The following is a 24044-nucleotide window of genomic DNA, read 5'->3' as shown; positions in this document are numbered from 1 at the left end:
GATGATTCTTATGAAAACCAAGGTATCTTTCGTCCTGTTCCTCAGTTTTTTCCTCGCAGCATCAGCTCTGGCCGCCGAACCGACGGCGCAATCGGTCAATGATTCGGTCAACATGACATGGGTGGCCATCGGCACTCTGCTCGTCTTTTTTATGCACGCCGGTTTCGCGATGGTTGAATCTGGCTTTACGAGAGCTAAAAACACGTTAAACATTTTAATGAAAAACTTTCTGACGGTCTCTATCGGCTCCATCCTTTATTTCTTCGCCGGATACGCGTTGATGTTCGGGGACAGCGCCGGCGGGTTCATCGGCACAAGCGGTTTTGCTTTAGCAGGTGATCAGGATGTCGGATTTTTCGTCTTTCAGGCCGTGTTTGCCGCTACGTGCGCGACCATTATTTCCGGCGCTGTCGCTGAACGGATGAAGCTTGGCAGCTATATGATTTTGACGCTGTTTATGACCGGTCTCATCTACCCGGTTGTCGGCCATTGGACTTGGGGGGAAGGCTGGCTGTATGACCTCGGATTTGTTGATTTTGCCGGATCTGCGATCGTTCACATGACAGGTGCTGCGGGCGCGGTTGCGGCTGTCATCTTTCTCGGGCCGCGGATTGGAAAATATGCAAACGGAAAGGTCAATGCCATTCCAGGACACAGCATTCCGCTGGGCGCACTCGGCGTCTTTATCCTGTGGTTCGGCTGGTTTGGGTTCAACGGCGGAAGCACGCTTGCGGCTGATCCCGCCGCCGTCCCGCATGTCATCACCACAACCCTTTTAGCCGCGTCGGGCGGAGTCGTCAGCTCGGCGCTGTTCACTTATTTCCGCTACGGCAGGATCGACCCTTCCCTGACGCTGAACGGCGCGCTTGGCGGCCTTGTCGGAATTACCGCGGGCGCGGACGGCGTTTCATTTACAGGCGCGATATTAATCGGATGCATCGCAGGTGTCATTTTAGTTGTCGGCGTTCAGTTTATCGATCAGGTGCTGAAACTTGACGATCCCGTCGGCGCCATTGCCGTTCACGGTGTTTGCGGTGTTTGGGGGACGCTTGCAGTCGGGCTTTTCAATACATCGAGCGGTCTCTTTTACGGAGGAGGAGCCGCACAGCTCGGCATTCAAGCCGTCGGCATTTTGGCGATCGCAGCCTGGACCCTCGCTGCTACATCGGCTGTCACTGCAGTAATGAAAGCTTTCACTCCGATCCGGGTATCAAAAGAAGAGGAAATATCCGGACTCGATTATGCCGAACACGGTTCTTCGGCGTACGAGTATAAAGAAAGCTACATCGAACAGGGCGATGTTGACGTCAGCTCCGCTTTCGGAACCGATCTTGTCTCACGGCTCAACAATTTAAAGCCGGGACCGTCTTCCAAAACAGAACAGGTTTGACTCTCATCCATCCAGTCTGCCGATCATTGAAATCAGCGGCGGTGTTCAAATAACGCCGCCGTTTCTTTTGCCAAAACGCAGAACACCCGGCTTATGCCGGGTGTTTTATGTTATTCCTCGATATCAATTCGATAATTCTCAAACCAAGTATGGATTTGGGCAAGGTGTGCGATCAACTGCGGTCCCTTCATCAATTGTCCGTACCAGGGAACTTGAAATGATGCGCCCTCCGTCTCAATCAGCCGCTCCAGTTTTTTCTTGTCTAAGAAAACATAAAGCGCCGAGTCTTTTTGCTCCAGCAATGACTCCAGCCAACGAATGACGGCTTTCGTATAAGCCGGGTGGTGCGTTTTCGGATATGGACTTTTTTTTCGATACAGCACTTCATCAGGCAAAATGCCTTCAAGAGCCTTGCGGAAAATGCCTTTTTCACGGCTGCCATGCATTTTGACATCCCACGGGATATTCCAGACATACTCGACAAGCCTGTGATCCGCAAACGGAACCCTGACTTCGAGGCTCGCCCCCATGCTCATTCTGTCTTTTCGATCCAAGAGCGTTGTCATAAACCAGAGCATATTTAAGTAAAACAGCTCTCTCCTTCGTTTCTCCGCACCCGTTTCTCCTTCAAGCAGCGGTGTTTCTTTAACCGTTTCCTCGTATTTCGCCTTCACATATTCGCCGAGGTTCAGTTTTTTCTGCCAGCCGTCCTGCAGAAGTGCGATCCGTTCTTCCATTGATCTCATCCATGGGAAACCTTTCACATCTTCTGCCGAATGGAACCAAGGATAGCCGCCGAAAATTTCGTCCGCGCATTCCCCGGAAAGACTCACGACAAAGTCCTTTTTAATCTCGCGGCAAAACCACAGCAAAGAAGAATCGACATCAGCCATCCCCGGCAAATCACGGACCAGTACAGCTTCTTCCAAATAAGCGGCCAGCTCCTCCTGGGAAATCACGCAGTTGTGGTGAACCGTTGCGAATGCATCGGACATTTTTTTAATCCACGGGCCGTCGGCGTTTGGCTGAAATGAACTTGACGTAAAATATTGCTCATTGTCTTCATAATCGATCGAAAACGTATGAAGTGGCCCCTTCCCTTCTTCCTCAAAATGCTTGGCAGCCGTTGCGGTAATGGCGCTCGAATCAACCCCTCCTGATAAAAACGTGCAAACCGGCACATCAGACACAAGCTGCCTTGTGACGGCGTCCTGAAACAGCGACCGCACATTTTCCACCGTTTCGTCAAAGCTGTCCGTATGCTTCTCGCTTTTTACATTCCAGTAGCGCCAAACCGTTAAACCGTCTTTTGAGAAAATCATCGCATGCCCCGGGCGGATCTCTTTTATTCCTTTAAAAACACCGCTCCCCGGCGATCGCGACGGCCCGAGGCCGAAAATTTCGGCCAGCCCTGAACGGTCGACCTTTGCTTTCACTTCAGGGTGAGCGAGAATCGCTTTGATTTCAGATCCGAACAGAAATGACGAGCCCTGTTCGGTGTAAAAAAACGGTTTAACGCCGAGCCTGTCGCGTGCCGCAAAAAGAAGATCGCGCTTTTCATCCCATACCGTAAATGCAAAAATTCCGTTCAGCCTGTCGATGCATTCCTCTTTCCATTCCATGTATGAATGAAGCAAAACCTCTGTATCTGAGTGGCTCTTGAATTGATGCCCTCGCTGCCTAAGCTCTTTCCGCAAATCCTCCGTATTATAGAGTTCGCCGTTATAGCAAATCGTATAATCGTCTCCTTGGTGTGTGCGGGTCATCGGCTGTCTGCCGCCTTCCAGATCCACAACTGCCAAGCGTTTATGTCCGAATAAAACATGGCGCTTTCCCCAAATATTCGTATCATCAGGTCCTCTGTTCGAAAGCGTATCAGTCATTTTCTCCATGACAGACTGCTCCTGAACAAGCGGCTTCTTAAAATCGACCCACCCCGTTATTCCACACATTGTCGATCAGCTCCAATTCTAATGTTCTTCCTCTGCTTTAGGCTTCACTTCCTTTGTCACTTTACCTATTTTATGCACCTTAAAATAATAGTTGAATTGTCCAACAGAGTCTTGTATGAGACAAGCCCGTTTTGGAAAAAACGAAATAAGAAAGGAGACCGCCCATGGACACCGAACGCCAAAAACGAATTTACGCCGAAAAGCGCAAATGGATTTACGGCAAAATTTTAATGGAAGACGGGATTTGCCTGATTGAAAACGAAGAAGGAGATTTATTTTTGGTTGAAAGCCTGAACAGTCCCGGAGTTTTCATCAGCATAGACGGAGAATGGCAAAAAGCCGAACTGTTTGATCAATTTGCCGTCACGGAAAAGCCGGAGACCGTGAAGCTGACAGGCGGAGAATCGATCCGTTATCTGAAAACGGTAAAACAGGCATTTCTCGAATTTTTGAACGATCTGGAAGACGGACAGTTCTATTCTTTTTTGGATCAGCTGAACAGCCTCGGCTTTTCCGTCTTTGACTGCGTCTTCGCCTATAACGGCTTGAGCTTTTGGCCCGGGAAAAAGGATGTGAAGGGCGTTTCGTTTTATCAATTTTCTCATGATATGAAACAATGCGCCCTGCAGCATCATTACGAACGAAAAGAGGAATGGAAGGACAGATTCGAATGGACCGCTTCAGACGGGGAACGAATCGTGATGATTTCAACCTTCAAGCCGCCGACATAAAAAGACACCAGTTCTCATAAAGAACCGATGTCTTTTAATTAAAACACTTTAAAGCCGAGTGGAAGACGGAGCCCAAGCACAACCGTCAAGAGCAGAACGACAATAAAGCCGATCCAGATCCCGGTGGCCGCTTTTCCGTTTTTCCTGCGAATTAAAAGCATTTCCATGAATCCGATGGTGATGAGGCCGAGCAAGGCCTTCGCTATGTATTCTCCGTTCCATGCCGTGAACTTTAAAAAGAGCTGCGCCCCGGTAATGATAACGATAATATAGAATAAGCGGAGAATCATATGTGTAATTTTTGCGCCTTTGCTGTTTCCAGATGAGTAAAGTCCGTAAGCAACGAACACTAAAATGAGCGCGATCACCCAAGACGTGATATGCATATGCGTCATATTCATTTTTCCCCCTATCAAATCAGGTATCGTTCTTATCTTATCATGAACCGGTCCATTAAACAAAACAATGTGAACGCTGTCATTTCCGCAGCAAAAAAGACGCTGAGATCATTCATCAGCGCCTTTTTCATTTATTTGCGTTTGTTCTTTTTCATGCTTTTCGTTATCTGTTTCCACCGCTTTTTTTCCTGCTGCGCCGCCCGTTTATCCGTTTTTCTTTCGAGGTATTCGAGCTCTTTTTTTAATTTCAGGTAGCTTTGGAACCGGCCGGCATCGAGTCTGCCGTCAGCCAGCGCCTCCTGCACGGAGCAGCCGGGTTCTGTCTGATGCATGCAGTCTGAAAATCGGCAGTTTTTTGCAAGCTGGTCAATATCGCTGAAGCTCTGTCTGAATCCTTCTTCCGATTCCCAAAGCTCCAATGCTCGCATCCCCGGCGTATCGATTAAAAGTCCGCCTTCAGGCAGCAAGAACATTTCCCTGTGTGTCGTCGTATGCCGCCCTTTGTCGTCATCTTCACGGACGGACTGGACCGCCTGCCTGTCTTCGTTCAGAAAAAAGTTGATGATCGTTGATTTGCCAACGCCTGACGACCCTAAAAGGGCGACGGTTTCTCCTTGTTTCACATACGCTTTCAACTCATCCATCCCATTGCCTTCATGAGCGCTGATGACATGAATCGGCACCCCGAATGCCACGGATTCCGCCTGGCGCACCTTTTCTTCAATCCGGTCAGCGATGTCGGCTTTGCTCAAGACAATGACGGGATTGGCTCCGCTTTCCCAAGCCAGCAGCAAATAGCGTTCGATTCTTCTCACATTAAAATCCAGACCGAGCGCATTGACGAGAAAGATCGTGTTGACGTTTGCTGCGGTGATCTGTTCCTCCGCAGGCTCCCCCGCCGCTTTGCGCGAAAATTTGCTGAATCGGGGAACGACCTCCGTGATCATTCCCTTCTTTTCGCCATCGCGTGGACGCATATACACCCAATCGCCGACAGCAGGGTAGTCTCCGCGGCTCTCCGCTTCAAACCGCAGCCTGCCTGAGATTTCGGCCAGCCATTCTCCCTCTTCCGTCCATACCCGGTACAACCTTTTATGCTCAAGGGCGATCCTTCCTAAAATCAGACCTTCCTCGTCCTTTAAAGCTTCCATGATATATTTGATGCCTAATGCAGATAAATTCAATGTGGTTTCCTCCTAAAGATCTGATGATTTTTCAAACAAAAAAAGAGCCGCAAATACACGGCTCTCTCAACATATAAACACTCCATGAGCCGCTTCGACAGCCCATGGAAATATCACCAGATCCATTTGAAGAATACCAGTCGAAATATTACATGGGCTGTGCAATGATCGTTTGTTGGGCAAAAAAGACAATATCCATTCTCATCACACATCCCTCATTTCTAAAAAGTTTGACAGCTTCATTATATGCTAAAGCCAATCTTTTGACAATCCTTTATTTCACTGGATTGGAAAGCGTTTCAGCCAAAACTCTGCCTGAACCTTCCTTCGAGATCCTCCTTTATCAGGCAGGGATAACATTTCACCCAGTGTCTCAAACATGCCGTCCTTTGCAATCATTTTACAGATCGGCTGAGCGGATTGTCTGTCTTCCCTTTCATTTTAGCCAGTGATTTTATTGAATATGAAATAACTGGTAAAAAATACAATTAAACCAACCATTAAAATCAAAAATGAAATATTAAATCCTGATTCTATAAAAAATGAATATGCGGAACTTACCGATAAAGCAATCATATAAAAAACAAATCCTACTTTTGTCGCTTTTTCAGTACTTTTCTTTTCCTTTTCCGTCATTTTTCTAAAGAACAATTTCTTTCCTCCCAAACATCAATCATTATTGATAAACAATCTGCGAGCAGCCATAACACATGTCGAAAACAGGCTGTGTACTTGCCGTTGATTCGAAAAATAGCCCCTGGCAATCTCGCATATTTTCATTATTTCACTGGATTGGAAAGCGTTCCGATCGGTTCGATCGTAATGTCGACTTGATCGCCTTTTCGGAGGAACTTTGGCGGATTAAAGCCTTTGCCGACTCCTGACGGCGTACCGGTTGCGATAATATCCCCCGCTTCAAGCGTCATTCCTTTAGACAGCGTTTCGATCATGTCCGCAATCGGAAAAATCATGTCCTCTGTGCTGCCCGACTGGCGGAGTTCGCCGTTCACTCTCGTCTCCACCCTCAAGTCGCCTGCGTCTTCAATCATTGATTTATGTACAAGAAACGGCCCCATCGGGCAAGTCGTATCAAGGCTTTTGCCGATAAAAAACTGCTTGTGCCTCTTTTGCAGATCGCGCGCCGTCACATCATTGATGATCGTATAGCCGAACACATAGTCGAGGGCTTCAGCTTTCGGGATGTTCTTTCCCGTTTTGCCGATGACAACCGCGAGCTCGCCTTCATAATCGAGCGCCTCTGTCACGCCTTCGTGGGCATCAATCCCTTCCATGTGGCCGATAACCGAAGTCGGCGCTTTTGTAAACACCATGATATGTTCGGGAATATCTGCTTCACTTCCCATTTCAATCGCATGATCCCGATAATTTTTTCCGATGCAGATCACGTTTTTCCGCGGTTCGGGAATCGGCGCAAGCAAATCAACGTCTGACAGCGGATAAATATACGAACCGCTCTCTTCGCTGTTTTTCTTTTTTGACCATTCCACTAGCTGTTCGACATGGCGGACAAACTTCTCTCCCTCGCATACGCATTCGATAAGCGTTTCAGGTATCGTTTCAAGCTCAAACAGCTTTTTTTCCGCCTTTTGCAAATCCATTATCTTCTCATCCATGACAAGCCCTACAAATGTACGGCTGTGTAGCTTTGCTGTCGCAAACTTCATAAATATTCCCCCGCAGTATGATTTAAAACTATTCTACATATTCTCTAAAAAAACGAAAATTCCTTTTCGCTTTCAGCAAACAGCTTCGAAAGTCCCGGGCGTTCCTTCCCGGAAAAGAAAATGGCGGCTCACCATGCAGTAAGCCGCTTCTCTTATTTTTTTCGGTAGATGACTTCGGTCAGATTTCCGTCAGACCATTTTGTAATGGTTTCATAGCCGCCTCGTTTATGATGGTGAGTCTTCTTGCAGCGATGATGATCGGGGCGTTTACTTCTGCATTTATCCCGTTTTTTGCAATCGTGAGGCTTTTTGCTTTTATCCGGTTTTTTACAGCCGTCAGGTTTCTTGCTTTTGTCAGGCTTTTTGCAGTCGTCAGGTTTCTTGCTTTTGTCGGGTTTCTTGCAGTCATCAGGTTTCTTGCTTTTGTCGGGTTTCTTGCAGTCATCAGGTTTCTTGCTTTTGTCGGGTTTCTTGCTTTTATCCGGTTTTTCATGGTCGTCATGCTTCTTGCTTTTATGATGTTTTTTGCTTCTGTCCGGCTTGATCCCCCACCAAAGATCCCAAATGTTATGCGGACGCCGCTCTTTTCCCGAGCCGGCGGATTCTTCGGGTTCCCGGTCTAAATAATGGTCTCTGCCTTCGCTCTTCAGCTGATCTACCGCCTCTTTAATGTCATGATCATGGACACCACTCATCTTGTAACCTCCTGTTCTTCCTTTTTTATGTCCTGATTTATCATACGCACCGTAAAGACAAGTGTACTGAGGCAAATGACTGTTTTTGTTCAAACTTAGGCGGTCCGCTTCCGGGACTGGCTGTTTTCACATATGATATGTCAGCTGAAAAAGGAGGAAATGATGATGAGTGCCACTGCCTTGCCGGCCTTCAGGCTGCACATTCATCCGAAGCATCTGCTTGAGTTGAAAAAAGACGTCTGGAGTGATGAAGCCGTTCCGGGCATGCTCTTGACCGGTTCAGCAAAGACGCCTGTCGCAGTGTCATACAGAGGGGCCCATACCCGCAAACTGACAAAGAAGTCCTATTTCATTCAATATCCGGACAGAAAAGAAAAGGCTGAAGAAGCTGCGTTTCATTTGAACGCCGAATATCACGACCCGTCTTTCATCAGAAACAGGCTATCCTTTCATTTTTTTGAACAAATCGGCGTTCTTGCGCCGGCAGCATCGCACGTTTTCCTTTATATCAACGAAAAAAAAGAAGGCATCTATTTAAAAATCGAATCTGTTGACGATCATTTCTTAAAGAGGAGAAATTTAGAAAGGGGGGCCATTTATTATGCCGTTGATGACGATGCTAATTTTTCTCTGCTGAGCTCCTTCGATAAAAAGGCTAAGCAAAATCTCATGCAGGGATATGAAAGAAAAACGGGGTCAAGCCGCCACGATGATTACCTCCAGGAATTTATCTACTTTATTAATACCGCCAAAGACGACATATTTGAAAAGGAAATCAAACGCTATCTCGATGTCAAACAATATTTGCTATGGCTCATCGGCGCCGTCTGCACCCAAAACTTCGACGGCTTCGTCCATAACTATGCGCTTTATTTAAACGATCGCACAAAAACGTTTCAAATTATTCCATGGGATTATGACGCGACATGGGGACGGAATATTCACGGGGAAGAAATGGAACATAACAGGATTCCGGCGAAAGGCTATAATACACTGTCTGCGAGACTGCTCGACATCCCGGCTTTTCAGTCCCAATACTTCAATTTAATGAAAAACGTCTTGCACCGCCAATTTACAATCAGCCGGCTTTCGCGGTTTGCGGGAGACTGGCATGAGACAATCGCGCCTTTTCTTGAATATGATCCTTATACAACCGTCACATACAGCCGACTCGAAGATGAGCAAAAACAAATTTTCCATTTTATCGAACAGAGGAAGCGGTTTCTGCTTTTCGAGCTTTCCCGATTATAAACGGGCGCTCTCCTTCAAAAAAAATGTCACATTTTTTGTCATATTGGCGAAAAAAATCCCTTTAACACAAAATAAGGTATACTAGCAATATCAAGGAACATCATTGCTGAATACCTGAAATCACCGACTCAAAATACAAATCGAAAGTTGGAGACTGCCATGATGAACAATAAAATTGAAGCAAAAAGACTGGCCTTATTTGAAGCTGCCGAAAAATTCGGCATCAACTCCAAAGAGGCCATTCAATGCAGTCAGGAATTGGACAACTTGCTGAACCAACGAATGCAAAAGGATGAGAACTGCGTGATACATGCGGAAGAAAGAAAAGGCCGCCATACGTCATGACCTCCGACTGCAAGCTGCGCCTGATGCCCGGCCTTCCCTCTCCTCCGTTTCCACATCCAATGATTTCAGGTCGCAGCTTTGGCTATTCGGCCATTGTTTTTTGAACATAAATCACCGTGCACACACCGTAGGCAAGAATGACTGAAGGCGTAAAGGACTCTTGATACGGGATATAAACAAACCCGTTCAAGAATAACAAAAATCCGCTGTTCAAAAAGAAATACCCTGCGATTTTGGCCAGCTTATCCTGATCCCTTACTCTTTCCCGGCGAAATCCCCGCAATATCCAAGTTTGTTTTTTTATTCCGACTGCATAGGCTGCTGAAAAGAACAGCAGGGCTGCAGCGATTGACACCGCATTCAATTGAAAATACATGTCTCCTCCCCCTTCCCTTATCGCACCGTTTTTCTTATTCATACGTTTTCCAATCTGATAAGTTTCACCCGCATGTGATCAGCACTCACGGCAAAACCTCTTTTTTTATCACAAAAGCGCCTAATCAACATAGGATATGGTGTATAGCCCATAAAAAACGTGTGATTACTTAAAGGGTGTGCCATCATGCCAGCTATTGTCGGAGCTTTTAAAGTAAATGCCGTCGGTACGAGCGGCGTTGTTCATGTCGGAGACTGCATTACGATTTCTCCTTATGCAGAAGTTAAAACATTCGCAGGCGCCGGCAGTTTCAATACCGGAGACGGACTCAGCGTTTATAACCAGAACAGCATCACCAACACATATGACAACGATATGATTGATCAGCCGCTCGCAGGCAACCTGTAAGGAGGTGGGGGCATGAATTTTTATATCAACCAATCGATTCAAATCAACTATTTAAGAGTCGAAGGCATCAGCAACTCTTCCGTCTTGCAGATCGGGAGCGCGGGCTCCATTAAAACACTTTCTAACCTTTATAATACAGGGAGCTACACGGAAGCAGCCCCGCCTGTCGCCGGCGGCGAAGTTTTTGACGACGCTTTTGAAGACGGGACTCAACCAACTCTCGTTCCTCTTCATGCTCCTTCTGTTACAGTACCATAGGATACACGGGGGTGTAATCTCATGAAACAAAGCAATCCACAGAACTGGTATGGGTATTTGCAGCAGCAGGATGCGCAAATCCAGCGCCTCGAAAGGCAGATTGCCGCATTGCAGTCGGAATTGAACCAGCTGAAAGAAAATCCCGGTACCCGGATTGACCGGATCGAATACAAATTTGATCAATTAAAAATTGAACGCTTGGACGGAACGCTCAACATCGGGCTTAATCCGACAGATCCTGACCAGGTGGAGAACTTTGAAATCAGCCAGCAGCCGCCAGGTATCGGAATGCTGCAGCAGGAACTCGACGGCCAGCTGATGCAGCAAACGAGACAGCTCGTCGATGCCTACTTAAACGAAGAAACCCCTCGTTTGCTGGAACAGCTGGAAGACCGGTATGACAGTAAACTGGACGATACAAACCGCCACCATATCATCGAAGACATCAGAAAGCAAATCGACAGCCGCATCCGCTATTACGTCAAACATGTGCAGCCTGACGAAAACATCCAGCCCCGCGAGCATGCAGAACGGCTGGCCGATTATGTGAAACGTGATATCGCACGGGCAATCGAACACTTTCTCAAATCGATTCCTGACGAAATGAAAGGAAATGAAAACACATGAATTTTACCGTTGTGAACCGCTGTTTGGATGTGGGTAATATTGTGATCACCGGTGTGTCCACTTCTTCTGTTTTCCTGGTCGGTGATACGGATTGCATTTCTCTGTCATCGATTTTTGATACACCGCCTGAATCTCTCATTGTCGGGCCGTTTGTCCCGCTGGCGCCGGAATCATGATTCTTAGAACGTCCAAAGTGAAGTTTTTAAAAGTACACTCTGTCGGAATAAGCAGCGCGTTGCAAATCGGAGACACGGAAGAGCAGTTCCTCAAAACAAAAGTTCTCGCTGTTCAAAGATACCTTTCTCTTTTTTACGGAAATGAAGGGTCATTTAAACAGGATGATTTTCAGCTTTTCAGGCAGCCGATCCCGCAACTTCTTCCCGAAACCGGCGTCTGCTCGGCTTTTTTCCATGAGATCCCCTTCATCCGCGTAAGGGCGATTAAAATTAACGGTGTATCATCCTCCTCCGTTGCTCAGATTGGCTCAACGCACCGAATCAATGCCGATTCAAGAGTCAAACATATCAGAAAGCTTCCTCCTGCAAGGAACTCACAATAACCGCCCGGCCGACATATACTGGTTCAGAGACTTCTATAAAGGATGTCGATCAATCATGCCAGCCATTGTCGGACCCATTAAAATCAATGAAATCTCAGGAGGAGTAGTGAATTTCGGCGATTCTTTTTATCTATCTCCAAAAAGCTCTTCAAAGTCTGCACTCGGTTCTGGTGCTGGTAATACTGGAGATTTCCTTATCGTCAACAATGGTATAAACGCGACAAATTATATAGACCCGGATGTAAGCGACCAGAATGTTGTCGGAAATGCATAAAGCAGCCTCTTCCACTAGAAGAAGGCTGCTTTTTGGTTACCAGGTTAAATCATTTCAAGCGATACAGCTGTGCCTTTGCCGCTCGGTTCAGCCGGATGGACAATCAGCTTCTTCGGCAGCCTGGCCCGAAGTTCCTGAACGTGGCTGATCACACCGACCGACAGATTGTCAGACTGAAGCTTCTCCAATGCGGTCACGACCGTATCCAGCAAATCCTGATCAAGCGTGCCAAACCCTTCGTCCAAAAAGAAGAATTGGAGCGGATACTCTCCGCGAAGCTGGATCTGTGCCGAAAGTGCAAGCGCAAGCGCCAGTGAAGTCAGAAACGTCTCCCCACCTGACAGACTCGTAACAGGGCGCTTGACTCCGCCGTTGGCATCGTCCCTCATCACAAAACCGCCTTCTGAGTCGACTTCAATCGCATACCTCTGTCTTGTCAGTTCGCCGAGTCTTGCAGATGCGTCTCTTGTGACGCTTTCAAGCTGCTCTTCTGCCAAGTATTCAACAAAGCTGTTTCCTTTAAAGACGGCTTGGAGTTTATCAAGACGGTCGATGTATGTCTGCCATTCAGCCAATGATGCTTCAAGTTCCTTAAACCTTTTATGGTTCTCGCGGATGACGGCGAGAGCTTTGCCGGCCGCGCCCCTTTCTTCCAAGGCTTTGCTGAATGCCTCCTCAGCTTTGTCCTTCGTGACGGCGGCTTTTTCCCAACTCTCCTCAGAAACCGATCTCCCATCAAGCTTTTCCGTAATCCGCTTGATATTGGACTCGCACTGTTTTGTCTGATCCCAATGCATTTGAATGTCTTCTTTCAGCCGGGCAAGATCATCGCGGTCTAAAATGCTCGCTTTCACTTCAGAGGCCTTTTCAAACGGTGTACCTCCGGATTTTTCCTGCCAGATGTCCGCCGCTTTCGCAAGCCTTGCTTCCGCTTCACGCAAAGCGAGCTCACACCCTTTTGTCTGTCCTCTTAAACGGCTGACTTCGGATTCGGTCTCTTTGAGCCGTCCGTAAAGCGTCTGTTCCTGCTCATGCAGCTTGGCCAATTCCGTTTTCACGTCTTGAAGCTTTTTGTCGATCGCAGCTGTATCGGGATAGCCCATCAGCTCTTTTTGATAATCGTTTATTTCTTTATTAAGGCTTTCGACTGCATAGCGGAGGTCGAGCTTTTCTTTATCAAGCGCAAACAAGCGCTCGGTGAGCTTCTCTTTTTGCTGTTCATGTTTTGTGAGAAAGCCAACGCTCATTTCGATACGCTTTTCGAATTCCTCTGCGGCCAGATCTTTTTCTTCAATCGTTTTTTGCCATTTTTCAGCCTGTTCATAAGAGAGGCCGTCGAATTGTTCGCCGAAGCTTTTTCGGCGTTCATTTAACTGGTCATTTAATTCGCGGACGCGGTTTTGAAGCCTGTTACGCTCCTTTTCTTCATGGCTGAGTCGCTCGCTGATTTGGTCGCGTTTCTTGCAGAGCTCTTTATATGTGTGAAGGAGCTTGGACATCCTGCTTTTTGTCTCTGCGAGATCCTGTCTGATTCCTTTCCATTCAAAGCTGATGCGGTTGTACCGTTCGGGAATGGTGCCTTCTTCTATCGATGCAGCGGTTTCAGGCAGTTCATGTTTGCTCTTGACTAAAAACGGGCATTCGCTCACCAGGTGGTCGGATTGCTGTTCGAGTGCCACTTTGGCCGAGAAAAACTCCTGAGCCAGCGCACCGGCTTCAGCGATGATGGCTTCCGTTTTCTCCAGTTCGGAATCCGCCTCTTTAAAGGACAGGCTTTCTATGCCGACGCGGGCGGGCATTTCATGATGTACAGATCCGCAGACCGGACAAGGCTCTCCGTCTTTGAGCTGCTTTGCCAGTTCGATTGCCAGCTGATCACGGTTTGCCTGTTCCCGTTTTGCCGCAATCTCTTCTTTTTTTTGAGATGCCACACGGATGGTCTCAGAGAGCGATCTGTCTGTTTCGCAAACGAGCGCGTACGCTCGTTCGACAGCGGCAAACAATGCCTCGATGCGTTCGGTTTCAGCTTTTACCTTTTGATCCACCGCTTGCTGTTCTTGCTGGAGCTCTTTAATCAGCGTCTCCTGCTGACCAAGCCGTTCCTTTTCTAAAGCGGCATCGTTGTTAAGCTGTTGAATGTGAAAAGCAAGCTGATTGGCATTTCGGCAGTTTTTACGCTCTTCGCTAGATACCTGGACAGATTTCAGCTCCGCTTTCAGCTGATTCTGCTTGGCTGTCCCGCGTTCAAGCAGACTTTTCACCTTGGCCAGCTCGTCTGCCGCATGCTTGATTTCCTCTTCTTTCAAACGCTGTTCGCGCTGCTTCTTCTCGGCCTCGGCCTGTGCGGCTAGCCGCTTGTTTTCAATTTCCTTCAAAGCGGTGAGCTGTTCTTCTTGCTTGAGAAGCTCCGGTTCCTTTTCATTTTTAAGACGCCTGAAATCCTCGTACTCGCGCTCTGTTTTTTTATGAAGCTCTTCATATTGTTCTAATTGTTCCCGCGCTTGTTTTTCTTCCCGGTGTGCGCGTTCGGCATCTTCCCGCGCTGCCAGCAAGGCGTCTGCATAAGGCTTGAGCGTATTTGCCGTTTCGGCGAGGTGCAGGCGGCTTTCTTTTTCCCGAATCTGTTCCTGTTTCTTTAAAAGCTCCGCCTCTTTTTTTAGATAGCTTTCTTTTTCCTGCTGCAGATTCCAAATCTCCTGATACTCCGCAAAGCGCTGCGCTTCTGCGTCTCGTTCGCGCTTCTTGCTTTGCAAAAGGCTTTCAGCTTCTTCGAGATGCTGTTCCGCCTGTTTCAGCGCCTCTTCCCCCGCATCGCCCAATCCAGCCTGCTCGGCAAGCATCTCATTTTTTCTAGCCTGCGCTGTTTGCGCCTGTTTCTTCAGTTTTTTGACGAGCCTGTCCCCGTATTGTTCGAGGTTGAACAGGCGCTGAAGCATCTGCCGCCGCTCCGCTCCTTTTAAGGAAAGAAATTCAGCGAATTTACCTTGCGGCAGGACGACTGCCCTTGTAAAATCGTCGATCGTCAAGCCCAACAGCTCTTCGATTTTCCGGTTTACTTCATTCGCTTTATCGGCCAGAACGATTTGTTCCTCTTTCATTTCAATGAAGCGGCAGATCGATGTTTTGACCTTGACGGCATCTGTCCGCTTAAAGACCCGTTCCACTTTATAAGCCGTCTCATGGCCTGTCTGCAGCTTAAACGTAAACGATACGGCAAGCTCATCTTCGGCATGATTCAAAATACCGTGCGTATTATTGGCGGCCCGCTCCACCTTCCCATACAAAGCGAGAGTCATCGCGTCAAGAATCGACGACTTGCCGCTTCCGGTCGGCCCGAAGATGCCGAATACACCGGCATCGCACAGGCGCTCAAAATCGATCACCTGCTCCTGCCTGAAACTGTGCAGCCCCTTAATAGACAAAGAAATCGGCTTCATGTTTCATCACCCTCTTCCTGTTCCGATCCTGCGGCGAGCTCCAGAAACAGTTTGACGGTTTCCTCATCGGGAACCGCTCCACCCGTTTGTCTTTCATAAAACGCTATAAACCGTTCTTCAATCGGAACGTTTCTGGACCGGATCTTCTCTTCATCCGAGGCGGCTTCCTCAAAAACCGGACGAATATGGATGATGCCTTGATGCGCTTTTCTCAAACGGTGAATTTCTTCAATCGACAGCTGGTCTGTCAGATGGATTTCAAGGTCGATCCACGCGTTTTTGTCCCGCTCTTCCTCCAGCCAGCTGTATACTTGGGACATCCCTTTTTCCGCCTTCCATTTAACGAGCGGTTTTCCACTCGTCAAATGGACCTCTTCCCATGATGCCGTTTGACCGGGTGCGGCTTCGACAATGGTGACCGATTTTGCGTATCCCGCTTCAGAAAAGCTGTAGGCAAGCGGTGAACCTGAATATCTGGCAAGCGTGCGGGCCCGTTTGATCGTCTGCGGGCGATGAAGATGCCCGAGCGCCACATAGGCGGCGTTTTCCGGCAGGCTTTCCGCAGCCACCGTATATGCGCCTCCGACTTCGATCGGCCGCTCAGAATCCGTCTGGCTGCCGCCCGCCACATAAATATGGCTTGCTGCAATCTGCACCGCATCCTTTCTCGCCTTGCCGCACATACGCTGAAAGGTCTGCTTGATTTTCTCATCATACTGGTCGCGCAGCAGTTTTTCGTCAAATGTTTCCGACAGCACTTCATTCAGTCTGGACTCGGAAGGATAGGCGAGCGCTGCGACTGACAGGATCTCCCCACTAGAAGCGACTTCTATATCAACTGGCTCAGTCTTCGGGTACCCGATCAAGTGGATGCCATGGTCTGTCGTTAACGGAGAGGCCGCGGAAAGGCGGTCCGGATTATCATGGTTGCCGGCAATCACGACGACCGGACGGTTTCCTTTGTCAGACAAGGCGGAGAGGCTTTCATAAAAAAGCTGTTCAGCCAGTGCAGGCGGATTCACTGTGTCAAATGCGTCTCCGGCCATGATAACGGCGTCGATCTTTTCATCTTTTACGATCCTTGTGAGCTCTTCAAGAAAGTCCGCCTGTTCTTTCAGGCGGCTTCTCCCTTCAAGCGTTTTTCCCAAATGCCAGTCCGCTGTATGTAAAATTCGCATGTGTGCCTCACCTCTCTTTTCATTAAAGCTCCCCCCGAAATCGTCAGGGGGACGCCGGTTTCATATTAAAATAAGAGCACATGTCCTCCGTCAAAAAAGTACAGTGCACGCCCTTTGAGCGGCATTTTAATCATCGTTTCAACGGCTCGTGCATAAAGCTGAATTTGTGTTTCGTAACGCTTCCTTAAAATCGGTTCGGCCCCTTCGAATCCGTTTCGGTACTTCCCGTGTATCCGGTCGGTTTTGTAATCAAGAAGGTAAAAACCGTCCTCCGTCTCGAATAAACAATCGATAATTCCCTGTATCAATACAGGTTCGTCGGCTGACTCAAGATCAGGATAAACCTCTTTGGCGGACAGCGTCATGTTAAAGGGAACTTCCCGTTCGACGCGGCGGGCGCCGAGAAGCTTTTGTCCGATTTCCGTATCAAAGAATGCGAGAATATCGTCTTCCTCAATCGCTGCCCGCTGGTCTTCTGTTAATAGCTCTTTCTCAACAAGCCTGTCTAGGAGGCGGCTGAGCTCATTCATTTCAAGCGCACGGGTCAGCGGAATATGCTGCATGACGGTGTGCATCGCCGTTCCCCGTTCGGCCGCGGTCAGGCCTTTTGCCATCATAAAGGACGGCCGTTTAAACAAGAGAGCATCCTTAGTTGGGCGAATCAGCGAGCGGTCGCCGTACTCATCCTCATACTCCTTCTGCCTTTTCATTTCTGAGACAGACTGTTTTGTTCGGACTTTGGCGGCGTCTTTGTATGGATATGACCATGTCAGCCTTTCTCTGACTTGTTGCTCATACTCAAACGAACCATCGATCGGAAGCCCCATTTGAATTTGGGAGAGCCGGCCGTGTCTTTCTTCACCGGCCTGATCAATATCTTCTGCTTGAAGATCCGCGGCCGACAGCCAGCTGACCTGAAAGCGCGCCGGATGTTCACGGATCTCATCAATCACCAGCGGCGCGCCGGATTCATCCATATCTCTGTGTCTCATCAAAGCAGGTCCGATGAAATCCAGGTAAGATTTCGCCTGAAACCGTTCATAATCCGGAAGCAGCCACTCAGACCCTGCCGCTTGTGACCGCCAGTCGGCAAGCAGCTTTTCTTTATCCTTAGCCGTCCCGACCAGGTACAGCTTTTCCTTGGCCCGGGTAAGAGCGACATACAAGACGCGCAGCTCCTCTGATAAAAGCTCGCGGCGGAGCTTTTTCTTCATCGCGATCAGCGGCATCGTCGGATAGCTGATCCGCCACTTCGGATGAATAAACTTCGTTCCGAAACCGAGTTCTTTATCCAGCAGATAAGACTTGTTCAAGTCCATCATATTAAAATTCCGTCCGAGACCGGCGGTAAATACGACAGGAAATTCAAGCCCTTTGCTTGAGTGGATCGTCATCAGCCGAACAACGTCTTCCTGTTCGCTCAGAGCTCTTGCCGTTCCGAGATCATCACCCCGCTCCTGCATCCGCTCAATAAACCTTAAAAAGCGGAACAAACCGCGGAACGATGTCGCTTCATAGGATCTTGCCCTGTCGTAAAGCGCGCGCAAATTGGCCTGTCGCTGTTTTCCGCCCGGCATTCCGCCGACATAATCCAAATACTTCGTATCCCGGTAGATTTCCCAGATCAGCTCTGCCACAGAGTGGTTTTTCGCATACGCTCTCCACTTTTTGAGCAGGGCGTCAAAGCGGCGAAGCTTTTCGCTGAGCCTCTCATCGCCATCTGCTGCAGCAAGGTATGCTTTCATCGCTTCGTAAAACGGCGCTTTTTTATCCTTGATTCTGATCAAGGAAAGCTCATTTTCGTCAAGACCTACAACAGGCGATCTGAGAACGGACGCAAGCGGGATGTCCTGATAAGCATTATCGATGATTTTTAATAAAGACAGTGTGACCGATACTTCTGTCGCTTCAAAATAACCCGTTGAGAGGTTCGCGTATACCGGAATCCCCTGCTGTTTAAACTCGTCCATAATTTGCGGCGCCCAAGGCATCGACCGCAAAAGCACCACGATATCACGGTACTGGATGTTCCGTGACGCTTTCGCTTTGGCATCATATACTTGAAATTTTTCTGTTATCAGCCTGCGGATTTGTCCGGCCATCGCTCTTGCTTCAAGCTGGACCGCCTCAAGCTCTTCAGCCTCTTCATCCTGCGCGCCGCTCTGGTTTTCGATGAGCAGAAGCTCTGTTTTTGTCGCTTCATTCGGCGGGTAAGAAGCGCCAAGCTTCAATTCTGCTTGTTCGTCATATTCGACTTCCCCGACCTTTTCTCCCATGAGCTGCTTGAATAAAAAGTTCGTGCTGTCCAAAATATCTGAACGGCTTCTGAAGTTTTTATTTAAATCGATTTTTTGGCCGGAACCCGAGCCATCGTCTGTAAAGCGTTTATATTTCGAGAGGAACAAAAGCGGTTCTGCCAGGCGGAACCGGTAAATCGACTGCTTGACATCGCCCACCATAAACAGGTTCCCCTCATGCTCTTCTTTGGCGACGAGCTTTAAAATCGCTTCCTGGACCAAGTTCGTATCCTGATATTCATCAACAAGCACTTCATGGAACTGATGGCGGTAAAACTTCGCCGCTTCGCTCGGCACGGCTTCGCCGGCTTGGTTTTTCCCGGATAAAATCGCAAGGCAGTCGTGTTCAAGGTCTGAGAAATCGACGATCGCTTTTTCCTTTTTCGCGTCCGCAAACCGCTTGCCATACTCCAACACGAGCTGGACGAGCGTCTGAATGACCGGCTTCATTTCCCTCAAGCTCTCAAGGTGCTGCTCGGGAGTTCGCGTAAAATAATCGCTTTTCAGCTTTTCAAGTTGCTTTTTCGCGCTGTTGCGGAGATCTGCGGCCTCATCAACCAATCGAGGATCGTACGCATCTCCTTTGCACGGCTTCAATCTTTGAAACGAAACGGCCGGTACAAGCTCGTACAGAGCCGAAAAATCATTCTGCTGCTGAATCAGCCTGTCAATCTGCGCTAAATCATCGAGGAAATTTTCGGCGCGCGGCGCAGGCCCCCCTGGCTGCTTTGTCAAATCAAGCGCACGCGTCAGCTTTTGCCGCATCCCCTCCAGAACGAGTGCGATGTCTTCTTTAATGTAAGAATAAAACGGCAGAGCCTCAACTTTCGTATCTGAAGCCGCGTCATACAGATCAACAAATGTGTGAAGCCAGCCCTCAGGATCGGGATGCGAACGGGAAAACTCGTAGACCCGCTTGACGAGATGCTGCAAATCGAGGTCATGACGGTCTGTCGTATATCTGTCCACAAGTTCAAAAAAGGCCGGATCTTGCTTTTTGTATTCTTCTTCAAACAGCTCGTCCAGCACCTCATCGCCAAGCAGCTCGCCTTCCGTCTGATCGGCGATCCGGAAAGCCGGATCAACATCGATCAAATAATAGTATTTGCGGATGACTTGAAGACAGAATGAGTGCAATGTTGATATGCTCGCTTTGTTTAATAAAGCAAGCTGTCTGCGCAAATGAAGCGATCCCGGATTTTCGGCAAGCTCTTTTTCGAGCGCTTCACCGATCCTGTGCTTCATTTCAGCCGCAGATGCATTCGTAAAGGTGACGACGAGCAGCCTGTCGACATCTACGGGATGTTCCTGATCCGTTATTTTCCGAATGATCCGCTCAACCAGCACGGCCGTTTTTCCGGAGCCGGCCGCTGCCGCAACTAAAATGTCCCGGCCGGATGAGACAATCGCCTTCCATTGGTCATCAGTCCAATTGCTGCCCTTCGGTTTAGAAATCTCCATCTGTCTCATCCTCCTTTTTCAGCCGCTCCAAAATCACGTTGTCTTTTTCGGGTTTTAATATCCGGTATTCGTTTTCCTCAAGCGATTCGTCAAACTGGCAGAATGACCGGTACGAACAATATGTGCACGGTGTCCGGTCTTTTAGCTTGTAAGGCTCGATCGACACTTTACCGTCTGTGATCTCCTCACCGGCCTTCTGAAATGTCCGGCGGATATGGCGCCTTAATACATGAAAATCCTCTTCTGCAATAACGTCAGAATCCGAACGGAGCGAGCCGTCTTTTTTCAAGCCTGCGCTGATCATGTTCGACCTGCCTTGTTCCAGCGTGGTATCCATCAGCTTGACCGCTTCCTGGTCTCCCAAGAGCAGCCCTTTCATCTTGAACTTTTTGAAAATCTCTTTTTCTATTTCATCAAGGCCGAGCGGCACCGAAGCCTGGATCATCGGATCGTGCACATGAAAATAAAGCACGCCTGCAGGGGATGCCTTCATGCCGAGCCAATCGGTTGAATGTGTGATCGACAAATCGAGATATGTCAGCATTTGCAGGGCGAGGCCGTAATACACCTCGGCCAAATCGAGGCCTTTATCGCTTGATTTATAGTCAACAATCCTAAGCAGCAGCCCTTTTGAGCTCTCCGCTTTATCCACTCTGTCGATCCGGCCGACAAGCTCCATTGTGCAGCCGTTCTTCAAGGTAAAACGCATTGGAGGAAGCGGACCTTTCCCCCCGAATCCGAGCTCGATGCCGACGGGGGCAAACCCGCTTGCTTTTGCATGCTCGCTTAAAATGCCCGATACCCTGGCAATGATTTTTTGCAGCTTCTGCTTCACGTAATGATGACGGTTCGAACTGAGCAAAATCTCTTTTTGCAGCTTTGGCGCGAGCCGTTCAACTGCATCGCTTGACAAAGTCTCGCATTGGGCTTTCGTTAAGTCGCGCCAATCCAGTTTAAGCTCGTGCAGCCGATCTGAAATCAGCTTCAGCGCCGAGTGGAACAGCTGACCGATATCCGGAGCTTCAAGCTTGAAAAATTGACGTTCCTTCAGCTTTAAACCGTGCGAAGCAAAATGGGAAAACGGACAGGCTTTGAACGTCTCCATCCGCGACACGCTTCCCTGAATGTGCTCCCCATATAAATCGCGACTCACATGCCGGTTCAAGTTTTCGACCTTGTTTCTGAAAAACAGGCTGGACAGGATATTTTGAGAAAAGATGCGGTCAGGCTCATTCATTAAAAAGTTGTATGTACTCCACCATACATCGCTGATCGCATACTGCCTCGTCCAAATGCCGAGCTGTCCTGCCAAATGGCTCAAGGCGGCGCCTTTATTCACGAGAAATTCAAGCTGGGCTTCGTCGTCCAGCTGCTCGGGTTCATGAATCAGCATCTTCTCTTCGCCGTCCGGGAACAGCTCATTCAGCCGTTTCACTACTGTTGAAGGAAGCAGCGTCTTCCCTTCCGAATCTGCGATCGGATAGGAGACATAGAGCTTTTCAGACGGGCTGGAAAGCGTCATGTAGATCAGAAAATTCTCATCCAAGAGCTGCTCTCGACCCGTCGCAGCCAGCTGTGCGCCGTTTCGTTTCAGCCACTCCCGGTCATCGTCTGAAAGCACGCCGTCGTCCGCAGGCCTCGCCGGAAGTATACCGTCGTTTACACCGATGAGAAATGTGCATTTCGTGCCGTACATCCTTGAAAGGTCCATATTGCCGATAAACACTTGATCAAGAGCGGGCGGAATCAGCGCGAATTTCAAAGACTCCAAGCCGGTTTCAATCATTTGCTGAAATAAAGCAAACGATATCCGCTCTGTGCCCATCATTTCAACAAACTCGTCCAACAGTTGAATAACGGCATCCCATACTTGCTCATGCTGGCGCGACTCTGCAATCCTACCGCTTTCTTCGGCCAGCCGTCTTTCCTGTTCAAGCTTCATCGGAACATCGGCTTCTTCAAGATAAAGGTAAACGGCTTCGGCCATTTCCCTGACGGTTTCAGCTTTTTTCAAGCGCTTCTGCAGCCTGTGGATCGGCGGAACGATCCAGCCCTTTAGTTCATTGAGCATATTTTCCGTTTCAATCTCTTTGTCTGTCTTGGCAAAATCCTCATCCAGTGAAGCGTACCTTCTGTAAACAAACGGATCTTTGCTTGTCCATCTGTCTCCTTTAATGCCATACGCAATACAGTAGTTTTCAAGCTGGTCAATCTGTTCGCGCAGCCGTTCCTTCGGCTGTCCTTCCGGGAATAAAAGTTCCGTTTTGACACAGCGGAACACCGCTTCATACCGCCAGTTTCCTTTAATGATATCAAGCGTCGAACGGATCAGCTCAATGAGCGGATGATTTTGCATCGATTCCTTGCCGTCTATGAAAAAAGGAAGTTCGCAGTCTTTAAAAACTTCTTTTATCGTATCTTTATAATCTTCAACATTGCGGGCGATAACGGCGATATCCCTAAGCCTGAAGCGGCCCTGGCGAATTAAAGAATGAATCTCGCGCGCAATTCCTTCAATCTCGGTTCTTCTGTTCGACGCCTGCATGATGCGGAGCGATTCCGTCCGTCCGCGATACGGTTTTGCAGGACGCTCGTCAAAATAGCGTTCAAGGTGCCGGAGCTCCGAATGTTGCTGGTGCCGTTTCGTTTCTTCCAGCCGCACTTCTGACGGATCAAGGCCAAGTTCCTTCGCCTTCTGGTAAAGGTCATAGTACGCCTTCCCGGTCATTCTGAACAGATGGAGCTCATTCGGGCTGTTGGCCGTAAACGGCTGATCCGCCGTCAGCGAAAAAGTGATCTCCTCCGCATGTACCATCAGCTGTTCCAGCACGTTCATCTCCTGTGGCGTAAATTGGTGAAATCCGTCCACGTAAACGGCAGCGTTTCTAATCTCATCCGCATACGGAATCTGCTCGGCCAAAAGCGTCAAATAATCCTCAGATTGAACATATTGATTCTCCAGATTTTCCTCAAGCTTGCTGTATAAAATATATAAGTCGTGCAATTTATCGGAAAGAATCCGTTCATCTTCGTATTCCGATTTGCCCGTCCCCTCTATCATGTCCCGGATGCTTTCAGGCTGCAGACAATGCCGTTTAAATTCGGTCAGCATCCGTTCCACCTGCTCCGTAAATCCGCTTTTATCGCTTGCGTTTTGATAGACTTTAAACTCGCCCTTATGCTCTTCAATCAGTCTCCGCAGCAGCATCTGAATGCCCGTCCCCGTCAAAAACGGCCGATTCATGCCTCCGGTATGCTGGAGCACTCGCCAGGCAAGCCTTGAAAAACTGTACACTTGGGCGCGGATAGTTCCGCCCAAATCGGGTGTTTTGCTAAGCTCGTATTCCATTAAAAACGTCATTTGATCCGGGACTAGAAAAATGATCGGTTTTCCGAGCGGTTCATCGCGAAGTTTTTCTCTGATTTCATTCAGGATAAAGGTCGTTTTCCCACTCCCGGATCTGCCTGATAAAAATACTGCTCCCACTAAGCTCGTCTCCTTTCTGTTTCTTACTCTTTATTCTATCTAAACATCTAC

General features: G+C 48.5%; 21 protein-coding genes. 10 read left to right on the top strand and 11 right to left on the bottom strand.

What is annotated here, in order from left to right:
• Positions 1–10 precede the first annotated feature (10 nt).
• Positions 11–1390, top strand: coding sequence for an ammonium transporter (locus MHB72_RS06430; protein WP_020450885.1), 1380 nt, complete (start codon positions 11–13; stop codon positions 1388–1390).
• A gap of 110 nt (positions 1391–1500) precedes the next feature.
• Here MHB72_RS06430 and asnB read toward each other — a convergent pair whose 3' ends face one another.
• Positions 1501–3342, bottom strand: coding sequence for an asparagine synthase (glutamine-hydrolyzing) (gene asnB, locus MHB72_RS06425; protein WP_216921054.1), 1842 nt, complete (start codon positions 3340–3342; stop codon positions 1501–1503).
• Positions 3343–3506: 164 nt separating this feature from the next.
• Here asnB and MHB72_RS06420 point away from each other — a divergent pair, with 164 nt between their 5' ends.
• A complete protein-coding gene (locus tag MHB72_RS06420) occupies positions 3507–4073 on the top strand; it encodes a DUF2777 domain-containing protein (RefSeq protein ID WP_020450883.1) in 567 nt (188 codons plus the stop codon).
• 38 nt (positions 4074–4111) lie between these two features.
• Here MHB72_RS06420 and MHB72_RS06415 read toward each other — a convergent pair whose 3' ends face one another.
• The 5 genes from MHB72_RS06415 to cotG form a co-directional block, all read right to left on the bottom strand.
• The gene (locus MHB72_RS06415) at positions 4112–4468 is read right to left on the bottom strand and encodes a YisL family protein (protein ID WP_011197750.1); all 357 of its coding nucleotides are present in this window, start codon (positions 4466–4468) and stop codon (positions 4112–4114) included.
• 134 nt (positions 4469–4602) lie between these two features.
• Positions 4603–5655 carry a ribosome small subunit-dependent GTPase A gene (gene rsgA / locus MHB72_RS06410; RefSeq protein ID WP_216921052.1) on the bottom strand — a complete coding sequence of 351 codons (1053 nt, stop codon included), beginning with the start codon at positions 5653–5655 and terminating at the stop codon, positions 4603–4605.
• 441 nt (positions 5656–6096) lie between these two features.
• Positions 6097–6306, bottom strand: coding sequence for a hypothetical protein (locus MHB72_RS06405; protein ID WP_216921050.1), 210 nt, complete (start codon positions 6304–6306; stop codon positions 6097–6099).
• Positions 6307–6434: 128 nt separating this feature from the next.
• Positions 6435–7340, bottom strand: a complete 906-nt coding sequence (locus MHB72_RS06400; protein WP_035339009.1) for a fumarylacetoacetate hydrolase family protein — start codon at positions 7338–7340, stop codon at positions 6435–6437.
• Between the two features lie 152 nt (positions 7341–7492).
• Positions 7493–8035, bottom strand: a complete 543-nt coding sequence (gene cotG / locus MHB72_RS06395; RefSeq protein ID WP_216921048.1) for a spore coat protein CotG — start codon at positions 8033–8035, stop codon at positions 7493–7495.
• 165 nt (positions 8036–8200) lie between these two features.
• Here cotG and MHB72_RS06390 point away from each other — a divergent pair, with 165 nt between their 5' ends.
• Positions 8201–9286 carry a CotH kinase family protein gene (locus tag MHB72_RS06390; RefSeq protein WP_216921046.1) on the top strand — a complete coding sequence of 362 codons (1086 nt, stop codon included), beginning with the start codon at positions 8201–8203 and terminating at the stop codon, positions 9284–9286.
• A gap of 162 nt (positions 9287–9448) precedes the next feature.
• On the top strand, positions 9449–9631 hold the full coding sequence (locus tag MHB72_RS06385; protein ID WP_020450876.1) for an aspartyl-phosphate phosphatase Spo0E family protein: 183 nt from the start codon (positions 9449–9451) through the stop codon (positions 9629–9631).
• 82 nt (positions 9632–9713) lie between these two features.
• On the opposite strand, the gene MHB72_RS06380 is transcribed toward MHB72_RS06385, so the two are convergent.
• Positions 9714–10007 (bottom strand): DUF3784 domain-containing protein, encoded by a 294-nt coding sequence (locus MHB72_RS06380; protein ID WP_035339011.1) that lies wholly within the window; start codon positions 10005–10007, stop codon positions 9714–9716.
• A gap of 186 nt (positions 10008–10193) precedes the next feature.
• On the opposite strand from MHB72_RS06380, the gene MHB72_RS06375 reads away from it, so the two are divergent.
• Genes MHB72_RS06375 through MHB72_RS06350 form a run of 6 tightly spaced genes read left to right on the top strand, consistent with a single transcriptional unit; the run spans position 10194 to position 12133 of the window.
• Positions 10194–10415 carry a spore germination protein gene (locus MHB72_RS06375; protein WP_096747992.1) on the top strand — a complete coding sequence of 74 codons (222 nt, stop codon included), beginning with the start codon at positions 10194–10196 and terminating at the stop codon, positions 10413–10415.
• 12 nt (positions 10416–10427) lie between these two features.
• Positions 10428–10673, top strand: coding sequence for a spore germination protein GerPB (locus MHB72_RS06370; protein ID WP_039072656.1), 246 nt, complete (start codon positions 10428–10430; stop codon positions 10671–10673).
• Positions 10674–10694: 21 nt separating this feature from the next.
• On the top strand, positions 10695–11300 hold the full coding sequence (locus MHB72_RS06365; RefSeq protein WP_039072655.1) for a spore germination protein GerPC: 606 nt from the start codon (positions 10695–10697) through the stop codon (positions 11298–11300).
• Positions 11297–11476 (top strand): spore gernimation protein GerPD, encoded by a 180-nt coding sequence (locus MHB72_RS06360; RefSeq protein WP_039072654.1) that lies wholly within the window; start codon positions 11297–11299, stop codon positions 11474–11476. Before MHB72_RS06365 ends, MHB72_RS06360 begins: the two co-directional genes overlap by 4 nt.
• On the top strand, positions 11473–11859 hold the full coding sequence (locus tag MHB72_RS06355; protein ID WP_039072653.1) for a spore germination protein GerPE: 387 nt from the start codon (positions 11473–11475) through the stop codon (positions 11857–11859). The genes MHB72_RS06360 and MHB72_RS06355 overlap by 4 nt, the downstream gene beginning before the upstream one ends.
• 55 nt (positions 11860–11914) lie before the next feature.
• Complete coding sequence (locus tag MHB72_RS06350; protein WP_016885923.1) at positions 11915–12133, top strand: spore germination protein; 219 nt, start codon at positions 11915–11917, stop codon at positions 12131–12133.
• 44 nt (positions 12134–12177) lie between these two features.
• Here the strand turns inward: MHB72_RS06350 and sbcC are convergent, their stop codons facing one another.
• From sbcC to addB, 4 genes are all read right to left on the bottom strand, one after another.
• Entirely contained in the window at positions 12178–15570 is a 3393-nt protein-coding gene (gene sbcC, locus MHB72_RS06345) for an exonuclease subunit SbcC (protein ID WP_216921044.1), read from the bottom strand.
• Positions 15567–16748 carry an exonuclease subunit SbcD gene (gene sbcD, locus MHB72_RS06340; RefSeq protein WP_039072651.1) on the bottom strand — a complete coding sequence of 394 codons (1182 nt, stop codon included), beginning with the start codon at positions 16746–16748 and terminating at the stop codon, positions 15567–15569. The genes sbcC and sbcD overlap by 4 nt, the downstream gene beginning before the upstream one ends.
• Positions 16749–16813: 65 nt before the next feature.
• Positions 16814–20506 (bottom strand): helicase-exonuclease AddAB subunit AddA, encoded by a 3693-nt coding sequence (gene addA / locus MHB72_RS06335; protein ID WP_216921041.1) that lies wholly within the window; start codon positions 20504–20506, stop codon positions 16814–16816.
• Complete coding sequence (gene addB, locus MHB72_RS06330; protein ID WP_145685704.1) at positions 20493–23993, bottom strand: helicase-exonuclease AddAB subunit AddB; 3501 nt, start codon at positions 23991–23993, stop codon at positions 20493–20495. Before addB ends, addA begins: the two co-directional genes overlap by 14 nt.
• Positions 23994–24044: the final 51 nt, after the last annotated feature.

Origin of the sequence: Bacillus sp. FSL K6-1284, assembly GCF_038002625.1 — a bacterium.
GTDB lineage: Bacteria > Bacillota > Bacilli > Bacillales > Bacillaceae > Bacillus > Bacillus paralicheniformis.
This window is presented reverse-complemented; position numbering and strand designations above follow the sequence as displayed.